Raw genomic sequence first — 22,602 nt, 5'->3', positions numbered from 1 at the left:
GGGCGGTCCGTGGATGACCCGTTTCTCCGTACGCCCGGCGTCGTTCGGTGCGCGCCGGGTAGTGCTCAGGTGGTGCGGGTCCGGGCCGGGTGGGGGTCCGGCCCGGGGTGGTGTCAGTAGCCCTGCGCCTGCGGCTGGTAGCCCTGCTGGTACTGGCCGTGCTCGCCGTACGGGCCGGGCCGCTGCGGCTGCATCGGGCGGACCGGGGCGACCGGGGTGACGGCCGGACGCAGCTGGGCGCCGCCGAAGGACTGGTCGGCCGAGCCGCCGAAGCCGCCCTGGTGGCCGCCCTGGCCGCCGAAGCCCTGCGGACCGCCGAACGACTGCTGGCCGCCGAAGGACTGCGGGCCGCCCTGGGGCTGGCCGGCCGTGCCGTGCTGACCGGCCGGCTGCGCGCCGAAGGTCTGCTGTCCGCCGTTGCCGCCGACGAAGGTGTTCTGGCCGCCGAAGCTCTGGCCGCCGGAGGGCTGGTACCCGCCGGTGGAGGCCTGGGTGAAGCCCGGCGTCGGGGCCTGCGGGCGCTGGCCCGGCAGGTAGGGCTGCGGAGCGCCGTACCCGGGGACCGCCGGCTGGGGCGCGGCGGCGTACGCGGGGGCGGGCTGCGCCGGGATGTACGTGGTGGCCGGACCGGAGGGGGTGCTGCTCGGGCCGGGGCCCAGGGCGAGGCGGGCCGGCGGCAGGGCGGGGAGGTTGCCACCGGGACTGTCGTACCCGGAGCCGTACCGGTTGTCGTAGGACTGGCCGGGGAGGCCGGATCCGTAACCGGTCGACATGGCCGGCGGCAGGGCGGCCGGCACATTGATGGGCGCGATCTGCGGGACACCGCGCTCTGCGACGAGGCTGTCGTAGATGGGCGTGCCGGAGGAGAAGGACGGAGAGGGGTAGCCGACTCCGTCGTAGGAGCGGGGCGAGGTCATGGGGCATACGGTAAGCCCACAACGAGCCTACTGAGGAGACTGGGAGGCGGAGCAGTTCGAGTGTTTACACAAGCTTCGCTCGAACAAAGGTTTCGAAAGTAGTAAGAACGGACAAATTGGCGATGACTTCAGGCCACCCGTTGCCCGCTCCGGGAGCTCGAACGGGGCCCGGACGCGGCCGTCGAAGCCCCGTGCGGTGACGGGGCGGTGGACGGTTCGGGCACTGCCGAAGAAACTTCTGCGGGCAGGGCGCGTACCGGCGCATTCGAGCCCCCGCCGACAGCGCGGCGGGGGCTCGTGAATGTTTCGGGGATAAAGTCCCCATCAGAGCATTCGCGGGGTTTGTCCGGGCCTCGGAAGGGCCTCGGAGGGGCCGGGGCGGGGTCCGGGGCAGCCCGGGAGGTGCCGCGGCCGGGCCGTTCGGGACCGCTCGCGCCCGGACGGGGCCGCTGAACGCCGCTGGAACGCCCCCGACTTGCCCCCGACGTGCCCCGGACTCGCCGCGGCCCGGCCCCGACCTGCCGCCGGACCGCCCTCGTACCGCCCTCGGACCACCCCCGCGCCGTCGCCCGGTGGTCACCGAACGGCCACCGGGCTGTGCTCCGCGTCCGCTCAGTGCACCGGGGCCGGCCGGGGAGCGCCGCCGTTCTGGGCGGGGAAGCCCGGCAGTCCGGCCACCTCGGAGGTGCAGAACGAGCAGCGCACCGCCGCGACCGGGATCCTGCTCAGGCACTCGGGGCAGTCCGCCTTGGCGACCGGCGCCGGCTTGTCGCCGTCGAGCCGCGCCTGGAGCCTGCCGACCGGCACCACCACGATGAAGTAGATCACCGCGGCGACCAGCAGGAAGCTGATCAGCGCGTTGACGAAGACGCCGTACGGGAACCGGGTGCCGGCCACGTCGAAGGTCTTCAGGGTGAAGTCGCCGACCGCGCCGGTCGCCACCCCGATCAGCGGGGTGAGGAAGGCCGTCACGAACCCGGTGACCACGGCCGTGAAGGCCGCGCCGATCACGATGCCGACCGCGAGGTCGACGACGTTTCCACGCAGCAGGAAGCTGCGGAATCCCTTGAGCACCGGGAACTCCAAATCCGTACGGGGGAAGGTGGGATGGGACCACGGGCCCCGGCCGGACATCCTGCCGACCGGGGGTGCCCGCGGTCCAACCGCGTTCACCCGATCCGCGTAACGGCGACGCGGCCCGGTGCGGTCGGCTCAGGCGGAGCGCAGACGCTCCGCGTACGGCTGGATCCGGGCCACCGCCTCGGCGATCCGGCGGACCGTCGGCGCGTCCATCTGGGACCACAGCGGCACGGTGAGCACCGAGTCGGCGAGCCGGTCGGTGAGCGGCAGCGCCTCGGCCTGGCCGAGGTGGGCGTAGGCCCGCTGGCGCTGCACCGGCGGGTGGAAGTAGCGCCGCGAGTCGATCCCCTCCGCCCGCAGGGCGTCGGCGAGTTGCCGCGAGTCGAGGCCGAACCCGTCGGCGTCCAGGATGAGCGTGAGGTCCTTGAAGGTGGAGGTGTCGCCCTCCTCCGGCAGGGCCAGCCGCAGCCCCGGCAGGCCGGCCGTGACGGCGGCGAACTCGGCCACCAGCGCGCCCCGGTGGGCCACCCGCTCGGGCAGTCCGGCCAGCCAGTTGAGGCCGACGGCGGCGTGCAGCTCGCTCATCCGGGCGTTCAGGCCGGGGAACAGCGTGTCGTAGTCGCCCGGGTTGCCGTAGTCGCGGGCGGTGCGCAGCCGCCGGGCGAGCGCGGCGTCCCGGGTGGCGACCAGGCCGCCCTCGCCGGCCACCGCGACCTTGGTGGGGCTCATCGAGAACACCTCGGCGTAGCCGAAGTTGCCGATCGGCACGCCCTTGCGGCGGCTGCCGAAGCCGTGCGCGGAGTCGTACACCAGCGGCACCCCGGCCGCGTCGGCGACCTCCTGGAGGCGCTCGACCTGGCAGGGCGTGCCGTAGACATGGGTGGCCATCAGTGCGGCCGGGCGGTCGGCGGCGGCCAACCGGGCGGCGGCGTCCTCCGGGTCGAGGGTGATGTCCCGCTCGCGGGCCTCGGCGAACACCGGGGTGCCGCCGGCCCAGTGCGCGGCGTGCGCGGTGGCGGAGAAGGTGAATCCGGGCATCACCACCGCCCGCCCGCCGTCCACCTCGGCGGCCTGGAGCACCAGCATCAGTCCGGTCGTGCAGTTGGAGACCGCCACCACGTGCGGCACCTCCAGCAGCGCGGCCGCGGCCTCCTCGAGTTCGGCGACGGTGCGGCCGTTGGTGAGCTGTCCGCTGTCGAGCACGGTGCCGAGCCGCTCCAGCAGCGCGGCGCGGTCGGGCACCTGGACCCGGGTGAGCGGCAGCCCGTCGGGGAAGGCGGGAGTGCCGCCGAGGGCGGCGGGCAGGGCAAGGGTGTCGGTGGTCATGGCGCGGTCGATCCCCCCTGGGACGTTGACGGTGACGGTGACACGGTGGACGGAGGTGACACGATGGACGGAGGTGACACGGTGGACGAAGGTGCGGCGGTGGACCGGACAGCAGGTGCCGGTACCGCCGTCGGTACGGGTGGTTCCGTCGGCGGGCCCGGTGGCTCGGACGTCCGCCGGGCGCCCCACTGCCCGGGCGAGACCCGCCAGACCGGTGGCGGCCGGCGGGCCGCGCTGCTCCCCCTGCTCGCCGTGGCGGCCGGGACGACCAGAAGCACCAGGGCGAGCGGCAGTACCTGGACCCGTTCGCGGGACAGGATGCCCATGTTGTTGATGGTCGAGAAGGCCCAGCAGAACAGCAGCGTGTAGACGGCGGCGAAGGCCACGTACGAGCGCTGCACGAACAGCCGGGGCAGCCGGGACAGCCGGGGCCAGGCCCGGATGAACATCACCAGCAGCGCGAAGCACTCCACCGACTGGATCAGGTTCTGGATGTTGGACGCCTCGAACGGGAACGGCCGGAACAGCACGCTGATCACCGCGACCGGCAGCCCCGCCGGATTGAGGCTGAACTTCGGCGCGGCGTCCTCGGGCGCGGTCGCGTTGATCATCGAATTGCCCTGGCTGGTACGTCTGGAGGTCTCCGAGAGCACCTGGTTGACGGCGTCGCCGCCGGTCCCGTCGGTGCCGAAGAAGGTCGAGACCTGCTGCAGCATCAGCACCGCCATCGCGCCCAGCACCACGGCGGTCAGGATGGTGCGCAGCGGCCCCAGCGCGCTGACCTGCTGCGGACGGCGGCGCAGCACGTACGCGACCATCAGCCCGGCCCCGGCCAGCGCGGTGACGTGCGGGCGGACCATCGCGGTGCCCACCGAGCCCAGCGCGATGCAGAAGAAGGCGCCGAACCGCCGGTCCAGCAGCCGCGCCGTGCCGTAGGTGGTGAGGCCCAGACAGAACATCATCCAGGCGTCCTTGCCGATGCTGGAGGGCCAGAACAGCAGTGAGGGCAGGAAGAAGACCAGCTTGGCGTACTTGCGGGTGTCCGCCTCCGGGAAGGCGATCTGCAGCGCCCGCCAGAACAGCAGCAGGCCCCAGAAGCCCATCCAGGAGAAGACCAGGAAGCCGCCGATCAGCGAGGGGCCGGTGATCGCGTACACGATGCCGGTGACGATGATGACGAAGCCGGTGCCGGCGACCTTCATGCCCAGGTCGTAGTGGACGCCGCCGAGCAGGTCGGCGGTGTCCAGGTAGGCGGCGAGCTCGCTGCCCTTCTGGTGGTACATCTTGGCGTCGGCCGCGCCCCCGTAGAGCACGAAGGCCATCAGGTAGCGGGGGAAGGCGCAGAGCAGTTTGGCGGTCATCGCCAGCAGCAGCAGCCGGAAGACGTCCCGTTCGGGGTTGGCGGCCGCGATCCTGGCCAGCAGCGGGGTGCCGATCGCCATCAGCGCCGGGAGGATCAGCAGCGCGCCCCAGGTGTCGTACGAGGTGTGCACCGAGGCGAGCACGAAGAGCGTGACGTAGCCGGTGACCAGGGTGGCGGCGAGGGCGGACGGCCAGGGGACGCGCCGGAGCACCGCGGACGCGGCGCCCGTGGTGCCCGGTTCCCCGGGCGCCGCCGCCATCAGAACACCTCCAGGTCGCCGAGGCTGAACCGCCAGTCGGCCAGGGTGAGCGGGGTGGCGCCGCCCGGGGTGCGGGCGGCGAGGGTCATGCCCGTGCGCGGGGCCCGCAGGTAGCCGGCCCGCAGCGCGGCGTCGGCGGCCTCGGTGCCGGGGGAGAGGTGGGTGGCGACGTGGTCGCAGCCGGACTCGCGGGCGGCGGCGCGCAGCAGCCGGACGGCGCTGTCCCGGTCGCCGGGGCGGACCACCAGGTCGGCGAGCGTGAACTCGGCCAGCGGGCCGCGCCGTCGGGGCCGGCCGACGGCCAGGCCGGTGAGCTCCTCGCCGCGGTGCACGGTGAGCACCCGGTAGTCCAGGCCGGGGGCCTCGCCGTACCGCCAGCGCAGGAACTCCGGGGTGCGGTGGACGGCGAGCCGGCGGTCGGCGGCGTCGGCGGCGGCGCGTTCGCGCAGCAGTTCGGCCAGCGGGCCCTGTGCGCCGGTCACTGCCGGGTCGGCCAACCAGGCCAGGACGGTGGGCAGTCGACAGTCCGGGGGACCGGTCGGCACGGCGGCCGGACGTCGGGCGAGGGCGGCGCGCGCACCCCGGGCGAAGGCGGCCGGGCGGACGGCGCGGACCGCGATCGGTACCCGGCCCAGCTCCTGCCAGCCCATCTTCCGGTAGCCGGGCAGGCTGTTGCCGTTGGGTGTGTTGAACACCAGCTCGGTGTCCCCGGCGACCTGGTCGAGCAGGTCCAGGGTGAGCCGGCGGAAGATGCCGCGGCCCTGGAAGTCGGGGTGGGTGGCGGTGTCCACGGGCCGGACGGCGTTGACCGGGCGGCCGTCCGCGCCGCCCGCCTGCCACTGCCAGCGCAGGAACAGGCGGACCCCCGCGAGCCGCCCGTCGGCGGTCTCGGCGACCAGCCCGGGGCTGGCGCCGAAGGGATTGCGGAGGTGCTTCCAGGCGAAGAACTCGGCGGTGCGGGTGCCGGTGGGTCCACCCGCCAGGGAGGCGGTGAGCAGGTCGAGCACGGCGGGGAGGTCGGGCTCGGCCGGCGGGCGGAAGGTCAGCTCGGCGGGGGCGGGCAGGGCGCTCACGTCCGGACTCGCTCTCCCATCGGTGGTCGGGGGGTCAACGGGGAAACGTCGGTGCTCCGGAGTTCTCCGGGTGCGGTTGGTCCGCTCAGTGCCGCAGGACCCGTGCGTACACCGCCTCGACGGCGCGCTGGGCGCCCGCCACGTCGAAGCGCCCGGAGCGCTCCCGGGCGGCGGTCGCGAGCCGGGTGCGCAGGTCGGGTTCCTCGGCCAGCCGGGCGAACGCGTCGGCCAGCGCGGACGGGTCGCCGGGCGGGACGAGGTAGCCCTGCTCGCCGTCGTCCAGTACCTCGGGCATGCCGCCGACCCGGGTGACCACCGAGGGCAGTCCGCTGGTCATCGCCTCCATCAGGGCGACCGGCAGGCCCTCCTGGCGGGAGCTGAGGGTGAACACGTCCAGCGCGGGCAGCAGTTGCGGCACGTCGGGGCGCGACCCGGTCATCAGGACGGCGTCGGCGATGCCCAGTTCGGCGGCCCGGGCGCGCAGTTGCCCCTCCAGCGGTCCGGCGCCGATCAGCACCAGCCGGGCCCGGGGGTGGCGGCGCAGCAGGGCGGCGTGGGCGGCGAGCAGGGTGGCCTGGTCCTTCTTCGGGGTCAGGTTGCCGACCGTGCCGACGACGAACGCCTCGGCCGGCAGGCCGAGTTCGGCGCGGGCGGCGGCGCGGGCGGCCGGTCCGCCGGGGGCTCCGGCCAGGTCGGGGCCGTGGTGCACCACGGTGACCCAGTCGCCGGGGCGGCGCCGTCCGGGCGGGACGGTCCGGGCGACGGCGTGCGAGACGGCGATCACCGCGTCGTTGCGCCGGTAGGTGAGCGCGTTGGCCCAGCGGGTGGCCGGGCGGTAGCGCTCCCAGACGTTGTGCTCGGTGTGCACGAGGCGCGGCCCGGGGCCGGTCAGGGTGGGCGCGAGCAGCCGGGCGGCGGCGGCCGGTACCGGCATGTGGGTGTGCACCAGGTGGTACCGGCGTTCGACGAGCAGCCGGCGCAGCCGCAGCGGCCAGCGCGGATCGGCCCGGCCCGGGGTGCCGGGGACGCCGCCCAGGCAGTGCACGGTCACCCCGGCCTCGGTGAGCGCCGGGGCGAGCGCGTCCTTCCACGGCAGGACGTAGGCGACCTCGATCCGGTAGCGCGAACGGTCGGCGTGGCGGGCGCAGTTGAGCAGCAGCTGCTCGGCGCCGCCGCGGCCGAGGCCCTTGGCCAGCCACAGCACCCGCACGGGGGCGTCCGCCGGGCCGGGCCCCGGCGCGTGCTTCGCCGCCTGCTCCGGTGTCTGCGGCGACTCGTCCAGTGGCCCGCTCATCGCTCCTCCGCCTCGCGCAGCAGGGCCGGTTCGCCCTGGTCGCCGCCGTGCCCGTGGCCGTTGGCGCTGTCCGGGCCGGTGCTGCCCGGTCCGCCGCTGTCCGGGCCGTCGCCGTTCGCCCCGGCCGCGCGCCGCGCCCAGCTGGGGGTGGTCCGTCCGCCGCCGCGCTCCCCGGGCGGTTCGGCGACCCGCTCCGGCGCGGGCGCGGGCGTCCGCTCCGTCGCCGGCCCGGACTGGCGCGGCTGCGCCGTCTGCTGCTGCGACTGCTGCGGCTGGTGCTGCTGTCCGCCCCGCCCGGTCGGCCCGGACGCCCCGGCGACGCCCGCGGGCCCGCGCCGCCGCCGTCCGGAGCGGCCGTAGGTGCCGAGCAGGGCCACGCCCGCCACCGGCACCCCGGTCCGGGAGAGCAACTCGGCCACCCGGTCGGCCTGTTCCGGGGTGACATTGCCGCTGCGCACGGTGACCAGCACGGCGTCCGCGTGCTGCACCAGGTCGTAGGCGTCGTTGGCGTGCAGCAGCGGGGAGGTGTCGATCAGGATGACGTCCGCGTGCGGCCGGACCCGTCGCAGCACGTCGCCGGCCCGCAGCACCAGGGCCGCCGGGTACGCGGTGGTGTTGCCGCCGGTGATCAGCGAGACCCCGGCGACATTGGTCGGCCGGATCAGCTCGTCCAGTTCGTCGAGCCGCTCACCGCTGAGCAGTTCGGCCATGCCGGGGCCGTCGCCCACGCCGAGGTGGGTGTGCAACTGCGGGTGGCGGAAGTCGCAGTCCAGGACGAGGACGCCGCGGCCGGTCTCGGCGAGCGCGGCGGCCAGGTTGGCGATGGTGATGGTCCGGCCGTCGCGGCTGCCGCCGGAGGCCACCAGGACCACCGGGGCCGGCTCGGTGAGCGGGCGCGGGGCGGTCCGCTTCGGGTCCCGGTCGTCGCCGCCGGCCGGCCGGGCCAGGGTGTCCGGGCCGGTCAGCAGCAGGGTGGAGCGCAGCGAGCGGTAGGCCTCGGCGGCCGGGTCGGACGGCCGGGCGCGCACCAGCGGTTCGCGCACCCGGCGCTGGCGGCGGGACAGGTGCGGCACCTCGCCGATCACCGGCAGGTTGAACGCCTCCTCGACCGCGTTGCGGCTGCGCAGCCGGGTGTCCATCCGGCTGAGCATGAGCGCCGCGACCACGCCGAGCGCCAGGCCGAGGAACACCGCCAGGCCGAGCCGCACGCTGCGGCTGGGGGAGGAGAGCAGGTTGCTGGTGCCCTGGCGGGCGTCGATGCTGCCCCACTGCTGGATGGCGTCGGTCTGGGCGCTGTTGGCCAGCTTGTTGATCGTGGTGAGGGTGGTGGTCAGCGAGGTGTTGGCGGCGGTCAGTTTGGGCAGGAGCTTGGGCTGGTCGGCCGGGGAGGAACGGTTGTACTGGGCCTGGATGTCGTTCAACTGCTGCTGCTGGGCGTCCGCCTGGGCCTGCAGCTTCTTGATCGTCTCCGCGGCGCTGCGGGCCGACTCGTCGCTGTAACCCTTGATGATCGCGGCCGAGTAGGCGGTGGCCAGGTCGGAGCAGGACGGCCCGGTGGGTCCGGTGGTGGCGATGGTCAGCATCTGGGGGCTGTCGGCGGTGACGGTCCGGCGGGCGAGCACCTCGGAGGCGTCGGCGATGCCGAGCTGTTTCGCGGCTGCCGCCGCGACGTCCGCGCCCTGGGCGTAGGAGAGCACCTGGTCGGCCCGGACGGTGTCGCCGGCGCCGGCGACCGGGGTGATCGCGACCTTGCACTTCCATTTGGCGTTGTCCACCGTGTCACCGGCCGGGGTCAGCAGCCAGCCGACGACCAGCGCGGCGAGCGTGCAGCCGACGAGCAGGCGCCAGTAGCGCCGCAGGACGGTGAAGTGGTTTGCCGGTTCCACCGGTTGGATCCCCTCGCGTTCGTGGTGCGGTGGTGCTGTCAGCGCCCGTCGCCCCCCTGTCCGGGGGCGCGGCGGGTCCGGGTACCGCTGGTCGGGTCACGCCCCGGGGCGCGACCGGCACACCCTCGCGGGCACGGTGGAATCCCTCGGCTGATGTCGCAACCCGCCCCCCTGACGACTCGCGGACAACGTCCTGAACGACGTACTCCCCACGGCGCGGTCCGACCCGGTGGTCCAACGCGTGCTCCGCACGCCGACCCCCGCCCCCGCCGGATCCCCTTGCGATGCTTCCCGAGCCCCGACGTGCGGCGCAACCGCTTTGGCGATACTGGTCCGGGAGATCGTGTACACCGGCCGCCGACCCGCCCGGATCCGGACAGAACGGGCCGTCGGCGGTGCGCGCCCCGGCCCGGACGCCGCGGCGCGCACACACCGCCGACGGCTCCGGGGCCGGGGCGCTCAGACCGTCCGCAGCCGCAGCGAGCGCTCGTAGAACCCCACCATCTGCGCCGACACCTGGTGCAGCGTGAACGAGGTCAGGAACCGGGCCCGCGCCGCCTTCGCCCGCACCCGGGCCGAGGCCCGGTCCTCCAGGGTGTCGGTGAGCGCCGCCGCCAGCGCGGCCGGGTGCTCAGCCGGCACCAGCCGGGCGTAGTCCTCGGAGCCGACGGTCTCCCGCAGGGCCGGCACATCGGCGGCCACCAGCGGCACCCCGACGCCCATCGCCTCCATCGCCGCGCTGCCGAGCCCCTCCCAGCGGGACGGCACCGCGAACGCGTCCGAGGCCGCCATCAGGTCGAACACGTCGTCGCGGGGCCCGAGGAACCGCACCCCGCGGGTCGCCGCGGCCAGCGCCCGCAGCCGCTCGCTCTCGGTGCCCTCGCTGCCGGCCAGCAGCAGTACCGCCTCCGGCTCCGCCCGCAGCACCTCGGGCCAGGCCTCCAGCAGGACGTCCAGGCCCTTCTGGTACTGCTGCCGGGCCGCGGCCAGCACCACCGGCACGTCCTGCGGCAGTTCCAGCGCCGTCCGGACGGCGGCCCGCCGGTCCGGCGTCACCGAGCCGAGCAGCTCCGGGTCGCGCCCGCGCGGCACCACGTCGATCCGCTGCGAGGGCACCCGCAGCCGCCGGGCCATCGCCCCGGCCACGTACCTGGTCAGCGCGTGGAAGCGCCGGGTGCCCTGCGCGGTGGTGGCGTCCACCGCCTGCGCGGCCCGCACCTTCCACGGGTTCAGCCCGCGCGCGTTGCGGTGCTCCGGCCCGTACGCCGCGTTGACCAGGCTGGTCACCACCGGGGTGCGGGCCGCCAGGGCGGCCGCCCGGCCCAGCACGTCCGACTCGTAGAGCGTGGTGTGCACGAGGTCGGGCCGCCGCTCGCGGACCAGCCGGTGCAGCGCGGCGACGGTGCCGCCCCGGGTGGGCCTGCCGACCCCGAACACATCGGCCCCGGCCGCGGTGAGCTCGGGCTGGAAGCCGCCGGGCGAGTCCTTGAGGTACGCGACGTCGAGCTTCACCCCGGCCCGCACCAGCTGGGGGGTCATCGCCACCAGGCCCTGCTCGGCCCCGCCGACCCGGCTCACGCTGTCGATCACATAGAGCACATGCACAGGCCAACCCCCGCCCTCCTGGGCGCCCCCGGTCTCCCGTGCCGGGAGGGCGCCCTGACTGCCGCTCAGCATCGCAGGTCGCGGTCGGCGCCCGCCAGCGGTTCGGTCAGACCGGCGCCGGGGCGGGGTGCGCCGCCGACCGGGCGCCGCGGACCGGACGCCGGCGAACGGTCAGGGGGCGGTCGACAGCGCGGAACGGGGCGCGCGAACCCCCCGCAGGGCGTACGACGGCTCCCGGGCGGCGCCCTTCCGGAGGCCGCACGCCGACCTACGGACCACCGCCGGGTTGCGCGAAGGGGTCGTCCCTTACGGGAGGCTGTGCCAAGGTCGTTGCCATGCCCGAAGCGACACCGGTCAGGACGGCCGGAACCCGCCCCCGCATCCTTCACCTCATCACCGATCCACGCCGTCGCGGCGCCCAGAGCCTCGCCCGCGACCTGCACCGCGAACTGCGCCGCCGGGGCCAGGCCTCCGCACTGCGCGCCCTCGCCCCGCACCCCGACGCCCACCCGGACGCCCCCGACACCCGCGCCACCGCCGTACTCGGCCCCGGCCGGCTCCACCCGCGCACCCTCGGCGCCCTGCGCGCCGCCGCCCGCACCGCCGACCTCGTGGTCGCCCACGGCTCCTCGACCCTCCCGGCCTGCGCCATCGCCCTCGCCGGGACCCGCACCCCGTTCGTCTACGTGTCCATCGGCGACCCCCGGCACTGGACCGCGGGAGCGGTCCGCCGGCTGCGCACCGGCGCCCTGCTGCACCGTGCCGCCGCCGTCACCGCCCTCGCCGACGAGGCCGCGGAACTGCTCGTCGAACGCTTCCGGCTGCCCGCCGCCCGGGTCCGCACCATCCCCAACGCCCGGTCCGCCGACCGCTACCCGCCGGCCGCCGACGAGGCCGACCGCCGCGCCGCCCGGCAGGCGCTCGGCCTGCCCTCGGACGGCCTGCTGGTCGCCTGGCTCGGCGCCATCGCCCCCGAGAAGCGCCTGGACCTCGCCCTCGACGCCCTCGGGCGGCTCCCGGACGTCCGCCTCGCGGTCGCCGGCGACGGCCCGCAACGCTCCGCCCTGGAGCGACATCCGGCCGCCGCCCGGGCCCACTTCCTGGGCACCCTCGCCGACCCGGCGCCGCTGTACCGGGCCGCCGACGCCGTGCTGCTCAGCAGTGACAGCGAGGGTGTGCCCGGAGTGCTGATCGAGGCGGCGCTGGCCGGCCTGCCGGCCGTGGCCACGGACGTCGGCTGGGTCGGCTCGGTGGTCCGGGACGGCGTCACCGGCGCGCTGGTCGCCCCCGGCGACCCGCCGGCCCTCGCCGAGGCGCTGGCCAAGGTCCTGGCCGGCGACCGGTCCGGACTCGGCGCCGCGGCCCGGGCGCACGCGCTCGCCCACAACGAGCTCGACGTGGTGGCCGACGCCTGGCAGCAGCTGTTCGGCGAGGTCTGCGGACGCGTCGGCGGCGGTGCGGCCGGACCCGCCGCACCCGCCGGACCCGCGGCGGAGGCGGACCGGGTCGGCGCGGCGAAGGACGGCCCGGACGGCGGACGAGGCTGACGCGTCCCGGTGCGCCGGGCCGGGTGCGCCGATCGGGCGAATCCCGGCCCGACGCACCGGGACGACCTGGCCGATGACGTTCCGTCACGGACACACTGCCCCGTGTGAAGTCGATCCTTCGAACCACCCTGCTGCTCGCCGTCGCCGCCGGGATCGCCGCATCCCCCGTCCAGGCCGGCGCCGTCACCCACCAGCCGCCCCGTGAGGGCGCCCAGTACGTCCGCCTCGACCAGCCGCAGCCGGTGCGCGAGAGCGCCCGCACCGAGGCGATCGAGTTCTTCTGGTACGACTGCGGTCACTCCCAGCAGCTCGAACAGCCGCTCCAGGCCTGGACCGAGCGGCACCGCGCCGACGTCGACCTGCGCCGCGTCCCGGCCATCTGGCAGGGCAGCCGCGAGGAGACCGCCCAGCGCGGCCACGCCCGCCTCTACTACACGCTGGAGCGGCTCGGCCTGGTCGAGCGGCTGCAGGCCGCCGCCTTCCGCGCGGTCCACAGCAGCGAGCAGGACGTCACCACCGAGGACACCGCCACCGACTGGGCCCTGCGCCAGGGTGTCGACCAGCAGGCCTTCCGCGAGGCCTACCGCTCCGAGGACACCCTGCGGGCCGTGGACGAGGCCGCCGCGCTGTTCGTCCGCTACGGCATCAACGAGCTGCCGACCGTGGTGGTGCAGGGCGAGTACCGCACCTCGCCGACCAACGCCGGCGGCGTCGAGGCGATGCCCGAGGTGATGGACCACCTGGTCGCCCAGGAGCAGCAGCGCCACCCGCGCGCCCACAAGCTGTACTGACGTCCTCCCACCCCTCCCGACCTCCGACGGGCGGGCCGGTCGCACCGCGACCGGTCCGCCCCTTTTCGGTCGTCGGCCGGGGTGGGGTCGATCACCTTCACCGAACCGACCCCCGGCGGCCACACTCTGTGCCAGAGTGGGGCCGGGCCGCACCGCGACGGCGTCAACAGCCGTTGTGACGGGCCCACTTCTCGATACCACCGGTACCGGAGAGGGCAGGTGTCCGTGGGGGGACAACGCGCGCAGCTCGTCGACGAGCGCGACAGCCAGACAACGCAGGCCCCGGGGCGACGCCCGTCGGCCGCCGACGGGCCGCCGCCCGAGCTGATCTTCAAACGCGGGCTCCGTCCGGCCCAGGTGGCCCGCGAACTGTGGGGCGCCCGTGAACTCGTCCGCGCGCTCGCCGAGCGGGACCTGCGGGCCCGCTACAAGCAGGCGGTGCTCGGTTTCGCCTGGGCGGTGCTGACCCCGCTCGCGCTGTGCGCCATCTTCACCCTGGTCTTCCGCCGGGCCGTGCACGTCGAGACCGAGGGTGCCGCGTACCCGCTGTTCGCCTATGTCGGCCTGATCGTCTGGCAGTTCTTCAGCAACACCATGAACCAGGGTGCGCTGAGCCTCGCCAACAACCTCAGCCTGCTGAACAAGGTGTACTGCCCGCGCGAGGTGTTCCCGCTCGCCACGATGCTGGTCGCCACCGTCGACATGCTGATCGGCACCGCGGTGCTCGGCCTGCTCTTCCTGATCTTCTGGACCGCCCCCGCCGTCACCTTCCTCTGGGTGGTGCCGCTGCTGGGCATCCAGTTCGCCTTCACCTACGGCATCGCCCTCGTGCTCTCGGTGGCCGTGGTGTACCTGCGCGACGTCCGCCACCTGCTGCCGATCATCACCCAGATGGGAGTGTTCGCCACCCCCGTCGCCTACCCGCTGGCCCAGATCCCGGAGCGGCTCCAGGAGCTGTACGTCGGCGTCAACCCGCTCGGCGCCGTGATCGAGGGCTACCGCAACGCCCTGCTCTACGGGCAGGCGCCGGACGCCGCGCTCACCACGATCGCCGCGGTCTCCTCGGTGGTGTTCCTGGTCGGCGGCTACCTGCTGTTCAAGAAGCTGGAGACGGGGATCGCCGATGTCGCCTAGCCAGACCCTCCCGCTCGGGACCATCCGCACCGACCAGGTGTGGAAGCGCTTCAAGGCCGACCAGCAGCGGATGCTGCTGCGCGACAAGGTCGACTCGCTGGCCCGCCGACTGCGCGGCGAGAAGGGCGAGGACTGGCGCTGGGCGCTGCGGGACATCTCGATGCACATCGAGCCGGGCGAGTCGGTCGGCCTGATCGGCTCCAACGGCTCCGGCAAGTCCACCCTGCTGAAGATGCTGACCCGGGTGATGTACCCGTACGGCGGGGTGATCGACGTGCGCGGCCGGATCGGCGCGCTGATCGAGATCCGGGCCGGCATCCACCCGGACCTGACCGGCCGGGAGAACATCTACCTGTTCGGCGCGCTGCTCGGCCTGCGCCGCCGCGAGGTGGCCGGCCGCTTCGACGACATCGTGGAGTTCGCCCGGCTCGGCGGCGCCATCGACCGGCAGGTGAAGTTCTACTCCTCGGGCATGCAGATGCGCCTCGGCTTCGCCGTCGCGGCCTACCTGGAGCCGCACGTGCTGCTGGTGGACGAGGTGCTGGCGGTCGGCGACGCGGTGTTCCAGCAGCGCTGCCTGGACCGGATGCGCGAGGTCGCCGAACAGGGCACCACCATCGTCTTCGTCTCGCACGACCTGCCCGCGGTGGAGTCCATCTGCCGGCGCGGCATCTGGCTGGAGCAGGGCTCGATCCGGGTGGACGCCGGGATCAAGGACGCGATGGCCGGCTACCGCGACTCGATCGAGGCGCAGTCCGAGGCCGGCGGGCGCACCGGCGAGCCGCTCCAACTGCTCAAGCACGAGGTGCGCGGCGAGGACCGGGACAGCCTGACCACCGACGAGCCGATGACCGTCGAGCTCACCCTGGGCGGCGAGTACCGGGGCGACGCGACCCTGCACCTGGGTGTCAGCGAGGGCACCTCCAGCCCGATCTTCCAGATCAGCCACGAGATCCGGCTCACCGGCGGGGACCGCCAGGTCGCCTGCGTGATCCCCCGACTGCCGCTGCCGCGCGGCCGGTACACGCTCTGGGCCGGCGTCTACAGCATCGGCCGGACCGACGGCGGCACGCTGATGAGCTGGCACTCGGTGGGCCAGTTCGACGTGTTCGGGCCGATGCTGGACTCCCCGCCGCGTGCCGTCGTGCTGGCCGCGCCGGTGTTCGTCCCGCACCACTGGGAGGAGTGAGGCGTGAGATCGGTCCGGGTGCTCGTCCATCTCAACAATCTGGCCCTGGGCGGCGCCCAGTTGAACGCCGTCGACATCGCCCGCACCCTGCGCGACCGGGGTCACGACCCGGTGCTGTTCGCCCAAGGGGTGGACGGACCGGCCCCGTTGGTCGAGGTGGCGGCCGGCCACGGCCTGGACGTGGTGGTGGCGGGCGGCCCCGACACCCCGCACTCCGAGGTCCGGCGCCGGCTGGGCCGGCTGGCCGCCGAGCACGGCAGCCAGCTGCTGCACGCCTGGGAGGTCAGGGCGGCCCGCAACTCCTACTTCGGGCCCGGCCGTTACGGGCGGATCCCGGTGGTCACCACCTTCTACGGGATCCGGATGCTGCGCGGCCTGCCCCGGCACCAGCCCCTGGTGCTGGGCCTCGGCGCGCTGCTGGGCGACGGCCGGGCCTTCGGCCACCGTGACGTCAGCCTGATCGAACCGCCGGTGAACACCGCCACGGACGCCCCCGGCCTGGTCGACGGCACCGCGTTCCGCCGCCAACACGGCATCGGTGACGAGGAGTTGCTGCTGGCCATCGTCACCCGGCTGGTCCCCGCGCTGGAGAAGGACGCCGGTGCGGAGCTCACCGTGGACGCCGTCCGGCAGCTGGACGACCCCCGGGTCCGGCTGGTGATCGTCGGCACCGGCCCGAGCCTGGAGTCGCTGCGGGCCCGCGCCGCCGCCGTCAACGAGGCGCTCGGCCGTCCGGCGGTGCTGGTCCCGGGCCAGCTCGCCGATCCGCGACCCGCCTACCAGGGCGCCGACATCGTCCTCGGCATGGGCGGCTCCGCGCTGCGCGGACTCGCCTTCGGCAAGCCGGTGGTGGTGCACGGCGCGGCCGGGTACGCCGCCGTGCACGAGCCCGGGCCGCTGGTCGAACCGCACGCCTCGCGCTGCATGTACGGCTTCGGGGACGGCTCGCGGTCGCCGGAGGCGCTGGCCGCCCAACTGCGGGGGCTGCTCGACGATCCGGCGCGCCGGGCCGAACTGGGCGCCTGGGGGCGGGAATGGGTGGTCGGCCGGTTCTCGCTGGAGAGCGTCACCGGTGCCTTCGAGGAGCTCTACGCCCGGGTGCTCGCCCGGCCGGGCCGCACGGTCGGCTGGCTGAAGGACCTGGAGCAGATGACCAGGTACGAGTTCACCAAGCCGACCGCCCTGCGGCTGCTGGGGCGGTGACACCGGTTCTTTCCTTGATCAGCTCTTCCTCTAACCGGTACTCAGGTGTTTAATGGTTAGCATGAGCGAGCTGACGATCCCGCACATCCATCACCGCCACGTCGATGTCGACGGCCTGCGCGTCTTCTACCGGGAGACCGGACCGGCCGACGCCCCCGTGCTCCTGCTGCTGCACGGATTCCCGTCCGCCTCCCACCAGTTCCGGCGGCTCTTCGACGCGCTCGGCACCCGCTACCGGCTGATCGCCCCCGACTACCCCGGCTTCGGCCACAGCGAAAGCCCCGCACCCGAGGACTTCCGCTACCGCTTCGACACCCTGGCCGACGTCGTCGAGGGCTTCTGCCTGGCCCTCGGCCTCGACCGCTTCGCCCTCTACGTCTTCGACTTCGGCGCCCCCGTCGGCCTGCGGCTCGCCACCCGCCACCCCGAGTGGATCACCGGCCTGATCGTCCAGAACGGCAACGCCTACGAGGAGGGACTCTCTGCGCAGGCACGGGAGTTCATCGCCAACCGCCCCGGCGTCGAGGGCGCCGCCGAACGCGCCCGCGCCATCCTCGTCGAGGAGATCACCCGGGCCCAGTACGAGGGCGGCACCGGCGACCCCTCACTCGTCGCCCCCGACGGCTGGACCCTCGACCAGCACCACCTCGACCTGCCCGGCCGCAAGGACATCCAGGTCGAACTCGCCCTCGACTACCACAGCAATGTCGAGCTCTACCCCGTCTGGCAGGACTGGCTGCGCACCCACCGGCCGCCGGCCCTGGTGGTCTGGGGCCGCAACGACCCGTTCTTCACCGAGCCCGGCGCCCGCGCCTACCTGCGCGACCTGCCCGACGCCGAACTCCACGTGTTCGACACCGGGCACTTCGCGCTGGAGGAGAAGCTGCCCGAGATCGCCCCGCTGATCGACGACTTCCTCGCCCGCCTCAAGCCCTGAGGGGCGTCCGTCCTGCCGCGTCAGTCCCGGCGCAGCACCAGGGTGACGAAGCCCAGCGTCCCCCGGTAGCCGTGCAGCCACTCCGCACGGTGCAGGTCGGCCGCCGCCCGGGCGTCCGCCGCGTCCGGGTGATCCGGGTGGTCCAGCGCCCACGCGGCCAGCGAGCCCGTCCAGGAGAACTCGTAGTCGTCCCACTCCGCCAGGCTGCTGACGTGGCCGAACACCGGTGTCCACCCGGCCGCCACCACCCGGTCGACCGTGGTGGCCAGGTCCGCGTACTCCTCGCGGGCGGCGCCCAGTCCGCCCAGCGCCGCCGACGAGGGCTCGCGCTCCCAGAAACCCTCGCCCACCAGCACCCGGCCGCCCGGCGCCAGATGCTCCCGGGCGGCGGCCAGCGTCGGCAGCAGCCCACCGAAGGCGTGCGTCGCGCCGACGTTCAGGACCAGCCCGAAGGGCTCGCGGTCGGTGAACTCCCGGGCATCGAGATGGTGCAGCCCCAACCGCCGCTGCACCCCCGCCGCCTCCGCCGACTCCCGGGCCCGGGTCAGCGCGCCCGGGTCCAGGTCCACCCCGACCGCCCGCCGGCGCGGCCGCGCCGCCAGCGCCCGCAGCAGCCAGCCGCCCTGCCCGCAGCCGAGGTCGAGCACCCGCCCCTCCTCCTCCGGACCGAGCGCCCGCTCCAGCAGCGTCGCCACGGCCTCGTCGGAGAGCGGCGCGGCGATCGGGTGATGGGCGTGGGCGAGCCGGGAGATCGTCTGACGGTCCATTCGAACAGTGTGGCCCACCCGGCCCCCGCCCGTCCGGCCTTTACCTGTCCGCCCGCTGCCTGTCCGGCCTTTACCTGTCCGCCCGCTGCCTGTCCGTCCGCTACCTGTCCGCCCGCTGTCCGCACGTCCGCTACTTGTACGTCCGGCCCTTCCAGGCGGCGCCCCGGCCGCGCCAGTGCTGCACCGCCGAGTCGACCGTCATCAGCAGGTACAGCGCCGCCGTGAACGGCAGCAGCAGCGCGGCCGCAGCCGGCTGCCGGTAGTAGCGCAGCATCGGGACGAAGGTGCCCGTCATCAGCGCCCAGGCCGCCCCGCCCGCCACCGCCACCGGCCAGGCACCCGCCGCCACCCCCGCCAGCACCGCCACCGGCGGCACCAGGTACACCAGCGCCAGCCCCAGCACCGTCCCCAGCAGCAGCACCGGCGAATGCCGCAGCTGGGCGTACGCACTGCGCGACACCATCCGCCACAGCTGCCCCAGCCGCGGGTACGGGCGCACGCTGTCCACCTGCTCGGCCAGACCCAGCCAGGTCCGGCCCCCGGTGGCCTTCACCGCCCGGGCGAGGGACACGTCGTCGATGACCGCGCCCCGGATCGCCGCCACCCCGCCCGCCCGCTCCAGCGCCTCCCGCCGCACCAGCGAGCAGCCGCCGGCCGCCGCGGCCGTCCGGGAACCGGGCCGGTTGCTCCACCGGAACGGGTAGAGCTGGGCGAAGAAGTAGACGAAGGCCGGCACGATCAGCCGCTCCCACCCCGTCTCCACCCGCAGCCTGGCCATCTGCGACACCAGGTCCAGCCGGTTCGCCTCCGCCGCCGCCACCAGCTCGGCCAGCGAGTCCGGCCCGTGAGCGATGTCCGCGTCCGTCAGCAGCAGGTACTCGGCGTCCGCCCCCGCCAGCTCCACCCCGTGCCGCACCGCCCACAGCTTGCCCGTCCAGCCCGGCGGCAGCGGGGGAGGGGAGGCCACCGTCAGCTCCAGGCCCCCCGGGGCGGCGAGCGAACGCGCCAGCGCACCGGTGCCGTCCGAGCTGTGGTCGTCCACCAGCACCACCCGGGCCCGCCCCGGGTACTTCTGCGCCAGCAGGCTCGGCAGGGACAGCGGCAGCACCTCCGCCTCGTCCCGGGCCGGCACCACCACCGCCACCTGCGGCCACCGCTCGGGCGGACGGCGCGGCGGCAGCCGGACATCGGTACGCCAGAACAACCCGTGGCAGCCCGCCAGCCAGAGCCAGACCAGCAGGGAGAGCACGGCGATCCACAGCAGGACGGTCACCCGGGCAGTCTGCCGCACCAAGGGCCCGTGGCGGGTCATCGACTAAAGTCTTGAAGCGTGAAGATCGCACTGATGGACTCGGGAATCGGCCTGCTGGCCGCCGCCGGCGTACTCCGGACCATGCGCCCGGACGTCGATCTGGTGCTCTCCTCCAACCCCGCCTCGATGCCCTGGGGCCCCCGGACGCCCGAGGAGATCACCGAACTCGCCCTCGGCTGCGCCCGCGCCGCCGCCGCGCACGAGCCGGACGCGCTGATCATCGCCTGCAACACCGCCTCCGTGCACGCGCTCGCCGCCCTCCGCGCCGAACTGGAGCCCGCGCTCCCGGTCATCGCCACCGTCCCGGCGATCAAGCCGGCCGCCGCGCTCGGCGGCCCGGTCGCCATCTGGGCCACCCCGGCCACCACCGGCAGCGCGTACCAGCGCGGACTGATCCGCGACTTCGCCGGAACCGCCGCCGTCACCGAGGTGGCCTGCCCCGGCCTCGCCGACGCCGTCGACCACGGCGACCAGGCCGCGATCGACGCGGCGATCGCCGACGCCGCCGCCCGGACCCCGGCCGGAACGGCGGCCCTCGTCCTCGGCTGCACGCACTACGAACTGGTCGCCGAACGCATCCGCGCCGCCGTCGCACCGACCGCCCTGCCCACGCTCACCCTGCACGGCTCCGCCGAACCGGTCGTCGCCCAGGCCCTCCGCCGCGTCGCCGACCCCACCCGCCGCGGCAACGGGACCCTCACCGTCCTCCACGCCGGCATCCCGACCACCCTCCCCGCCGTCGCCCTGGCCTACCCCGGCACCGCCCTCCTCGGAGCCCCCCCGATCCCGACCCCGGCCGCCTGAGCCCCGGCCGCCCGGGACGTCGGGCGGCGTGGGGGACACCCTCCGCGACTGCTCCCGGAGCGCCCGGCGGCTCGGTGGCGTCCGCCCGGCTGCACCCGGGTCGCCTTGGGTCGGCCGCCGGCTGCCTGGCCTCGGGATCGGTCTCCCGGATGCTTCCCCCCGGATCGTCCGCCTCCGCCGCCCTGTGGCGTGAGGACGGCCGCCCGGTTGTTTCCCGGATTGCCTGCTGCGCTGCTCCGGCGGCCTTCGGCTGCTCTCCGGGGTCGCCCGCCTCGCCGCCCCGGCAGGCCCGAGCCTGCTCGTCGGCCCTGCGCGGGCCGCCACTCCCGCCGACCACCTGCCCGCACGGACGCAGGCCTAGGCAGCACACCCGAGGCCGACCCGATTGCGGGCCACCCGGGACCGCCACCGGGCGGACCGGGATCGGCCCACCCGGTCGCGCCGGCCCGCCGAGGCCACCACCCCTCCACCCGGCCCGCGCCGTCCTGGCCGGTCGGCGCCTGCACGGGTGCGAAGCGAATGCCGGGTCTTCAGTCAGCCGTGACGGAGGCCGCGCGTTGGAAGTCGGCCGGCTCGACTTCCCGTATACGTGGTCGTTGGTCGTCAGGAGGCTTCGCGTGTGTGGGCGGGTCCGGCCGTAGACAGACGTGGACCAGCCGCTTCGAGCCACCCCGCTTGCCGCCCCGGCCTTCTGCCGGGGGTGGGGGCGGCCGCGCGCAGGAAGTCGGCCGCTTCGGCTTCTCGCGCGTCCGGATCCGGCCGGCCGGTCGGCCCCGATGCCTTCGCGAGAGTGGTTCCGCCGGTGGGTGCCCCGGACCGGGAGTCGGTGGGTCCGACTTCCTGTGCGGGCGGTGGTTGCTGTGGGTGTCCGTCGCGCGGCGGCTCGCAAGTCGGTCGGGCCGACTCCCCACGCGTGCGATCGCTCGGGTGTGGGCCTGGGTTCCGGGCAGCAGACGTCGGCCGCTCCGACTTCCTGTGCGTGCCCCTTCCTGCGCCCGGCCCCGCGCCCGGCCCCGCTGCCGGGCGCAGGAAGTCGGAGCGGCCGACTTCCTGCGCGGGGGTCAGGCGGCCTGGCCGCGCCAGCGGCGGTAGGCGGGTTCGAGGCCGGACAAGATGGTGTCGAAGCGGCGGGTGCTGGTGGTCGAGTCGACCTGGAGCCGGCTGATCTGGAGCGGGTGGGAGGGGAGCCGGGGGCCGAGGCGGTGGTCGGAGAGGAAGCCGAGCCGGTAGCCCAGCTCCTGGAGCACACCCTCGGCCCGGACGTCGTGGCCGCCGTCCGGGTAGGCGAAGGCGATGGGGGGCTCGCCGAGCCAGCGGGTGAGGGCCTCGTGGGCGCCGGTGATCTCGGCCCGGACGGTGACGTCGTCGCAGCGGCCGAGGCACGGGTGCCCCTGGGTGTGGTTGCCGATGGCGACGCCGCCCTCGCGCAGCGCCAGCAGGTCGGCGGGGGTGAGCTGCTCCTGGCCGGGCGGCCGCCGGTCCGCGCTGACCCGCAGCTCCTGGAGGCTGCGCCGGCGGTCCGGGTCGGGCATCGCCTTGAGCCGGGGGAGCAGCTGCGAGGGGTGGCCGCAGTCGAGCGAACGGGCCCGTCCGCCGTGCCGGGCCAGGAAGTCGGCCTCGTGCCACCAGAACGGCCGCTCCGTCCCGATCAGCTCGGAGATGACGAAGGCCGCGGCCGGGATGCCGCGTTCGAGCAGCGCGGGCAGCGCGTGCGTCAGGACGCTGCGGTCGGCGTCGTCGAAGGTCACCAGCACACTGCGGGCGGGCAGCGGACGTCGTTCGGCGACGGCTTCCTGCACGGCGGCGAGCGAGACGGGCGTCGCGAGTCTTCGCAGCCGGTCGAGCTGCGCGCCGAACGACCGGGGGTCGGTGACCCCGTGGTACGCGAGCACGGCGAGCCGCTGCGCCGCCCTGGCCCGGAACAGCGGCTGGACGGGCGCGAACCGCAGCCACTCGCCCCGCGCGTCGGCCTGACCCTCGGCGCGTTCGGGCGTCCGCCGCCCGGGCACGGCCGCAGGCGTCGCTGCGGGCGCGGGCGCGGGTGCGGGTGCAGGCACCAGCGCCCGGACGGGCCGGGAGCAGGTGCGGGTGGCCGCCGCGGGGGACCGCCGCGTC

Annotated in this window: 18 protein-coding genes; 7 read left to right on the top strand and 11 right to left on the bottom strand. The window is 75.0% G+C overall.

Annotated elements, in window-relative coordinates; genetic code table 11:
* Window positions 1-113: 113 nt before the first annotated feature.
* The 8 genes from BI06_RS52740 to BI06_RS41560 form a co-directional block, all read right to left on the bottom strand.
* Complete coding sequence (locus BI06_RS52740; RefSeq protein ID WP_051742918.1) at window positions 114-917, bottom strand: DUF6643 family protein; 804 nt, start codon at window positions 915-917, stop codon at window positions 114-116.
* 612 nt (window positions 918-1,529) lie between these two features.
* Window positions 1,530-1,991 carry a large conductance mechanosensitive channel protein MscL gene (gene mscL, locus BI06_RS41590; protein ID WP_037781782.1) on the bottom strand — a complete coding sequence of 154 codons (462 nt, stop codon included), beginning with the start codon at window positions 1,989-1,991 and terminating at the stop codon, window positions 1,530-1,532.
* 138 nt (window positions 1,992-2,129) lie between these two features.
* Entirely contained in the window at window positions 2,130-3,323 is a 1,194-nt protein-coding gene (locus tag BI06_RS41585) for a DegT/DnrJ/EryC1/StrS aminotransferase family protein (protein WP_030396903.1), read from the bottom strand.
* Entirely contained in the window at window positions 3,320-4,945 is a 1,626-nt protein-coding gene (locus BI06_RS41580) for a hypothetical protein (RefSeq protein WP_051742917.1), read from the bottom strand. The genes BI06_RS41585 and BI06_RS41580 overlap by 4 nt, the downstream gene beginning before the upstream one ends.
* Complete coding sequence (locus tag BI06_RS41575; protein ID WP_233290522.1) at window positions 4,945-6,018, bottom strand: GNAT family N-acetyltransferase; 1,074 nt, start codon at window positions 6,016-6,018, stop codon at window positions 4,945-4,947. The genes BI06_RS41580 and BI06_RS41575 overlap by 1 nt, the downstream gene beginning before the upstream one ends.
* Before the next feature lie 85 nt (window positions 6,019-6,103).
* A complete protein-coding gene (locus tag BI06_RS41570; RefSeq protein WP_082559063.1) occupies window positions 6,104-7,312 on the bottom strand; it encodes a glycosyltransferase in 1,209 nt (402 codons plus the stop codon).
* Entirely contained in the window at window positions 7,309-9,198 is a 1,890-nt protein-coding gene (locus BI06_RS41565; RefSeq protein ID WP_043477304.1) for a polysaccharide biosynthesis tyrosine autokinase, read from the bottom strand. The genes BI06_RS41570 and BI06_RS41565 overlap by 4 nt, the downstream gene beginning before the upstream one ends.
* Window positions 9,199-9,657: 459 nt before the next feature.
* The gene (locus BI06_RS41560; RefSeq protein ID WP_233290521.1) at window positions 9,658-10,875 is read right to left on the bottom strand and encodes a glycosyltransferase family 4 protein; all 1,218 of its coding nucleotides are present in this window, start codon (window positions 10,873-10,875) and stop codon (window positions 9,658-9,660) included.
* Window positions 10,876-11,138: 263 nt separating this feature from the next.
* Here BI06_RS41560 and BI06_RS41555 point away from each other — a divergent pair, with 263 nt between their 5' ends.
* The 6 genes from BI06_RS41555 (at window position 11,139) to BI06_RS41530 (ending at window position 17,604) form a co-directional block, all read left to right on the top strand.
* Entirely contained in the window at window positions 11,139-12,350 is a 1,212-nt protein-coding gene (locus BI06_RS41555) for a glycosyltransferase family 4 protein (protein WP_051742916.1), read from the top strand.
* 104 nt (window positions 12,351-12,454) lie between these two features.
* Window positions 12,455-13,141 carry a thiol:disulfide interchange protein DsbA/DsbL gene (locus BI06_RS41550; RefSeq protein WP_030396897.1) on the top strand — a complete coding sequence of 229 codons (687 nt, stop codon included), beginning with the start codon at window positions 12,455-12,457 and terminating at the stop codon, window positions 13,139-13,141.
* A gap of 219 nt (window positions 13,142-13,360) precedes the next feature.
* Window positions 13,361-14,275, top strand: coding sequence for an ABC transporter permease (locus BI06_RS41545; protein WP_233290520.1), 915 nt, complete (start codon window positions 13,361-13,363; stop codon window positions 14,273-14,275).
* Window positions 14,265-15,464 carry an ABC transporter ATP-binding protein gene (locus BI06_RS41540; protein WP_030396895.1) on the top strand — a complete coding sequence of 400 codons (1,200 nt, stop codon included), beginning with the start codon at window positions 14,265-14,267 and terminating at the stop codon, window positions 15,462-15,464. Before BI06_RS41545 ends, BI06_RS41540 begins: the two co-directional genes overlap by 11 nt.
* 3 nt (window positions 15,465-15,467) lie before the next feature.
* Window positions 15,468-16,667 carry a glycosyltransferase family 4 protein gene (locus BI06_RS41535; protein WP_051742915.1) on the top strand — a complete coding sequence of 400 codons (1,200 nt, stop codon included), beginning with the start codon at window positions 15,468-15,470 and terminating at the stop codon, window positions 16,665-16,667.
* Between the two features lie 61 nt (window positions 16,668-16,728).
* Complete coding sequence (locus tag BI06_RS41530; RefSeq protein ID WP_043477301.1) at window positions 16,729-17,604, top strand: alpha/beta fold hydrolase; 876 nt, start codon at window positions 16,729-16,731, stop codon at window positions 17,602-17,604.
* Between the two features lie 20 nt (window positions 17,605-17,624).
* Here the strand turns inward: BI06_RS41530 and BI06_RS41525 are convergent, their stop codons facing one another.
* On the bottom strand, window positions 17,625-18,371 hold the full coding sequence (locus BI06_RS41525; RefSeq protein ID WP_043477298.1) for a cyclopropane-fatty-acyl-phospholipid synthase family protein: 747 nt from the start codon (window positions 18,369-18,371) through the stop codon (window positions 17,625-17,627).
* Window positions 18,372-18,501: 130 nt separating this feature from the next.
* Complete coding sequence (locus tag BI06_RS41520; protein ID WP_051742914.1) at window positions 18,502-19,683, bottom strand: glycosyltransferase; 1,182 nt, start codon at window positions 19,681-19,683, stop codon at window positions 18,502-18,504.
* 18 nt (window positions 19,684-19,701) lie between these two features.
* On the opposite strand from BI06_RS41520, the gene BI06_RS41515 reads away from it, so the two are divergent.
* Complete coding sequence (locus tag BI06_RS41515; RefSeq protein ID WP_030396890.1) at window positions 19,702-20,487, top strand: glutamate racemase; 786 nt, start codon at window positions 19,702-19,704, stop codon at window positions 20,485-20,487.
* Between the two features lie 1,061 nt (window positions 20,488-21,548).
* On the opposite strand, the gene BI06_RS41510 is transcribed toward BI06_RS41515, so the two are convergent.
* Window positions 21,549-22,602, bottom strand: a 1,054-nt coding sequence (locus BI06_RS41510) for a polysaccharide deacetylase family protein (RefSeq protein WP_369826382.1), incomplete at its 5' end; no start/stop codon positions are given.

It is taken from the genome of Kitasatospora sp. MBT66, from assembly GCF_000710405.2.
Classification (GTDB): domain Bacteria; phylum Actinomycetota; class Actinomycetes; order Streptomycetales; family Streptomycetaceae; genus Kitasatospora; species Kitasatospora purpeofusca.
The sequence above is the reverse complement of the archived record's forward strand: the minus strand, read 5'-3'. Positions and strand labels throughout refer to the sequence as shown.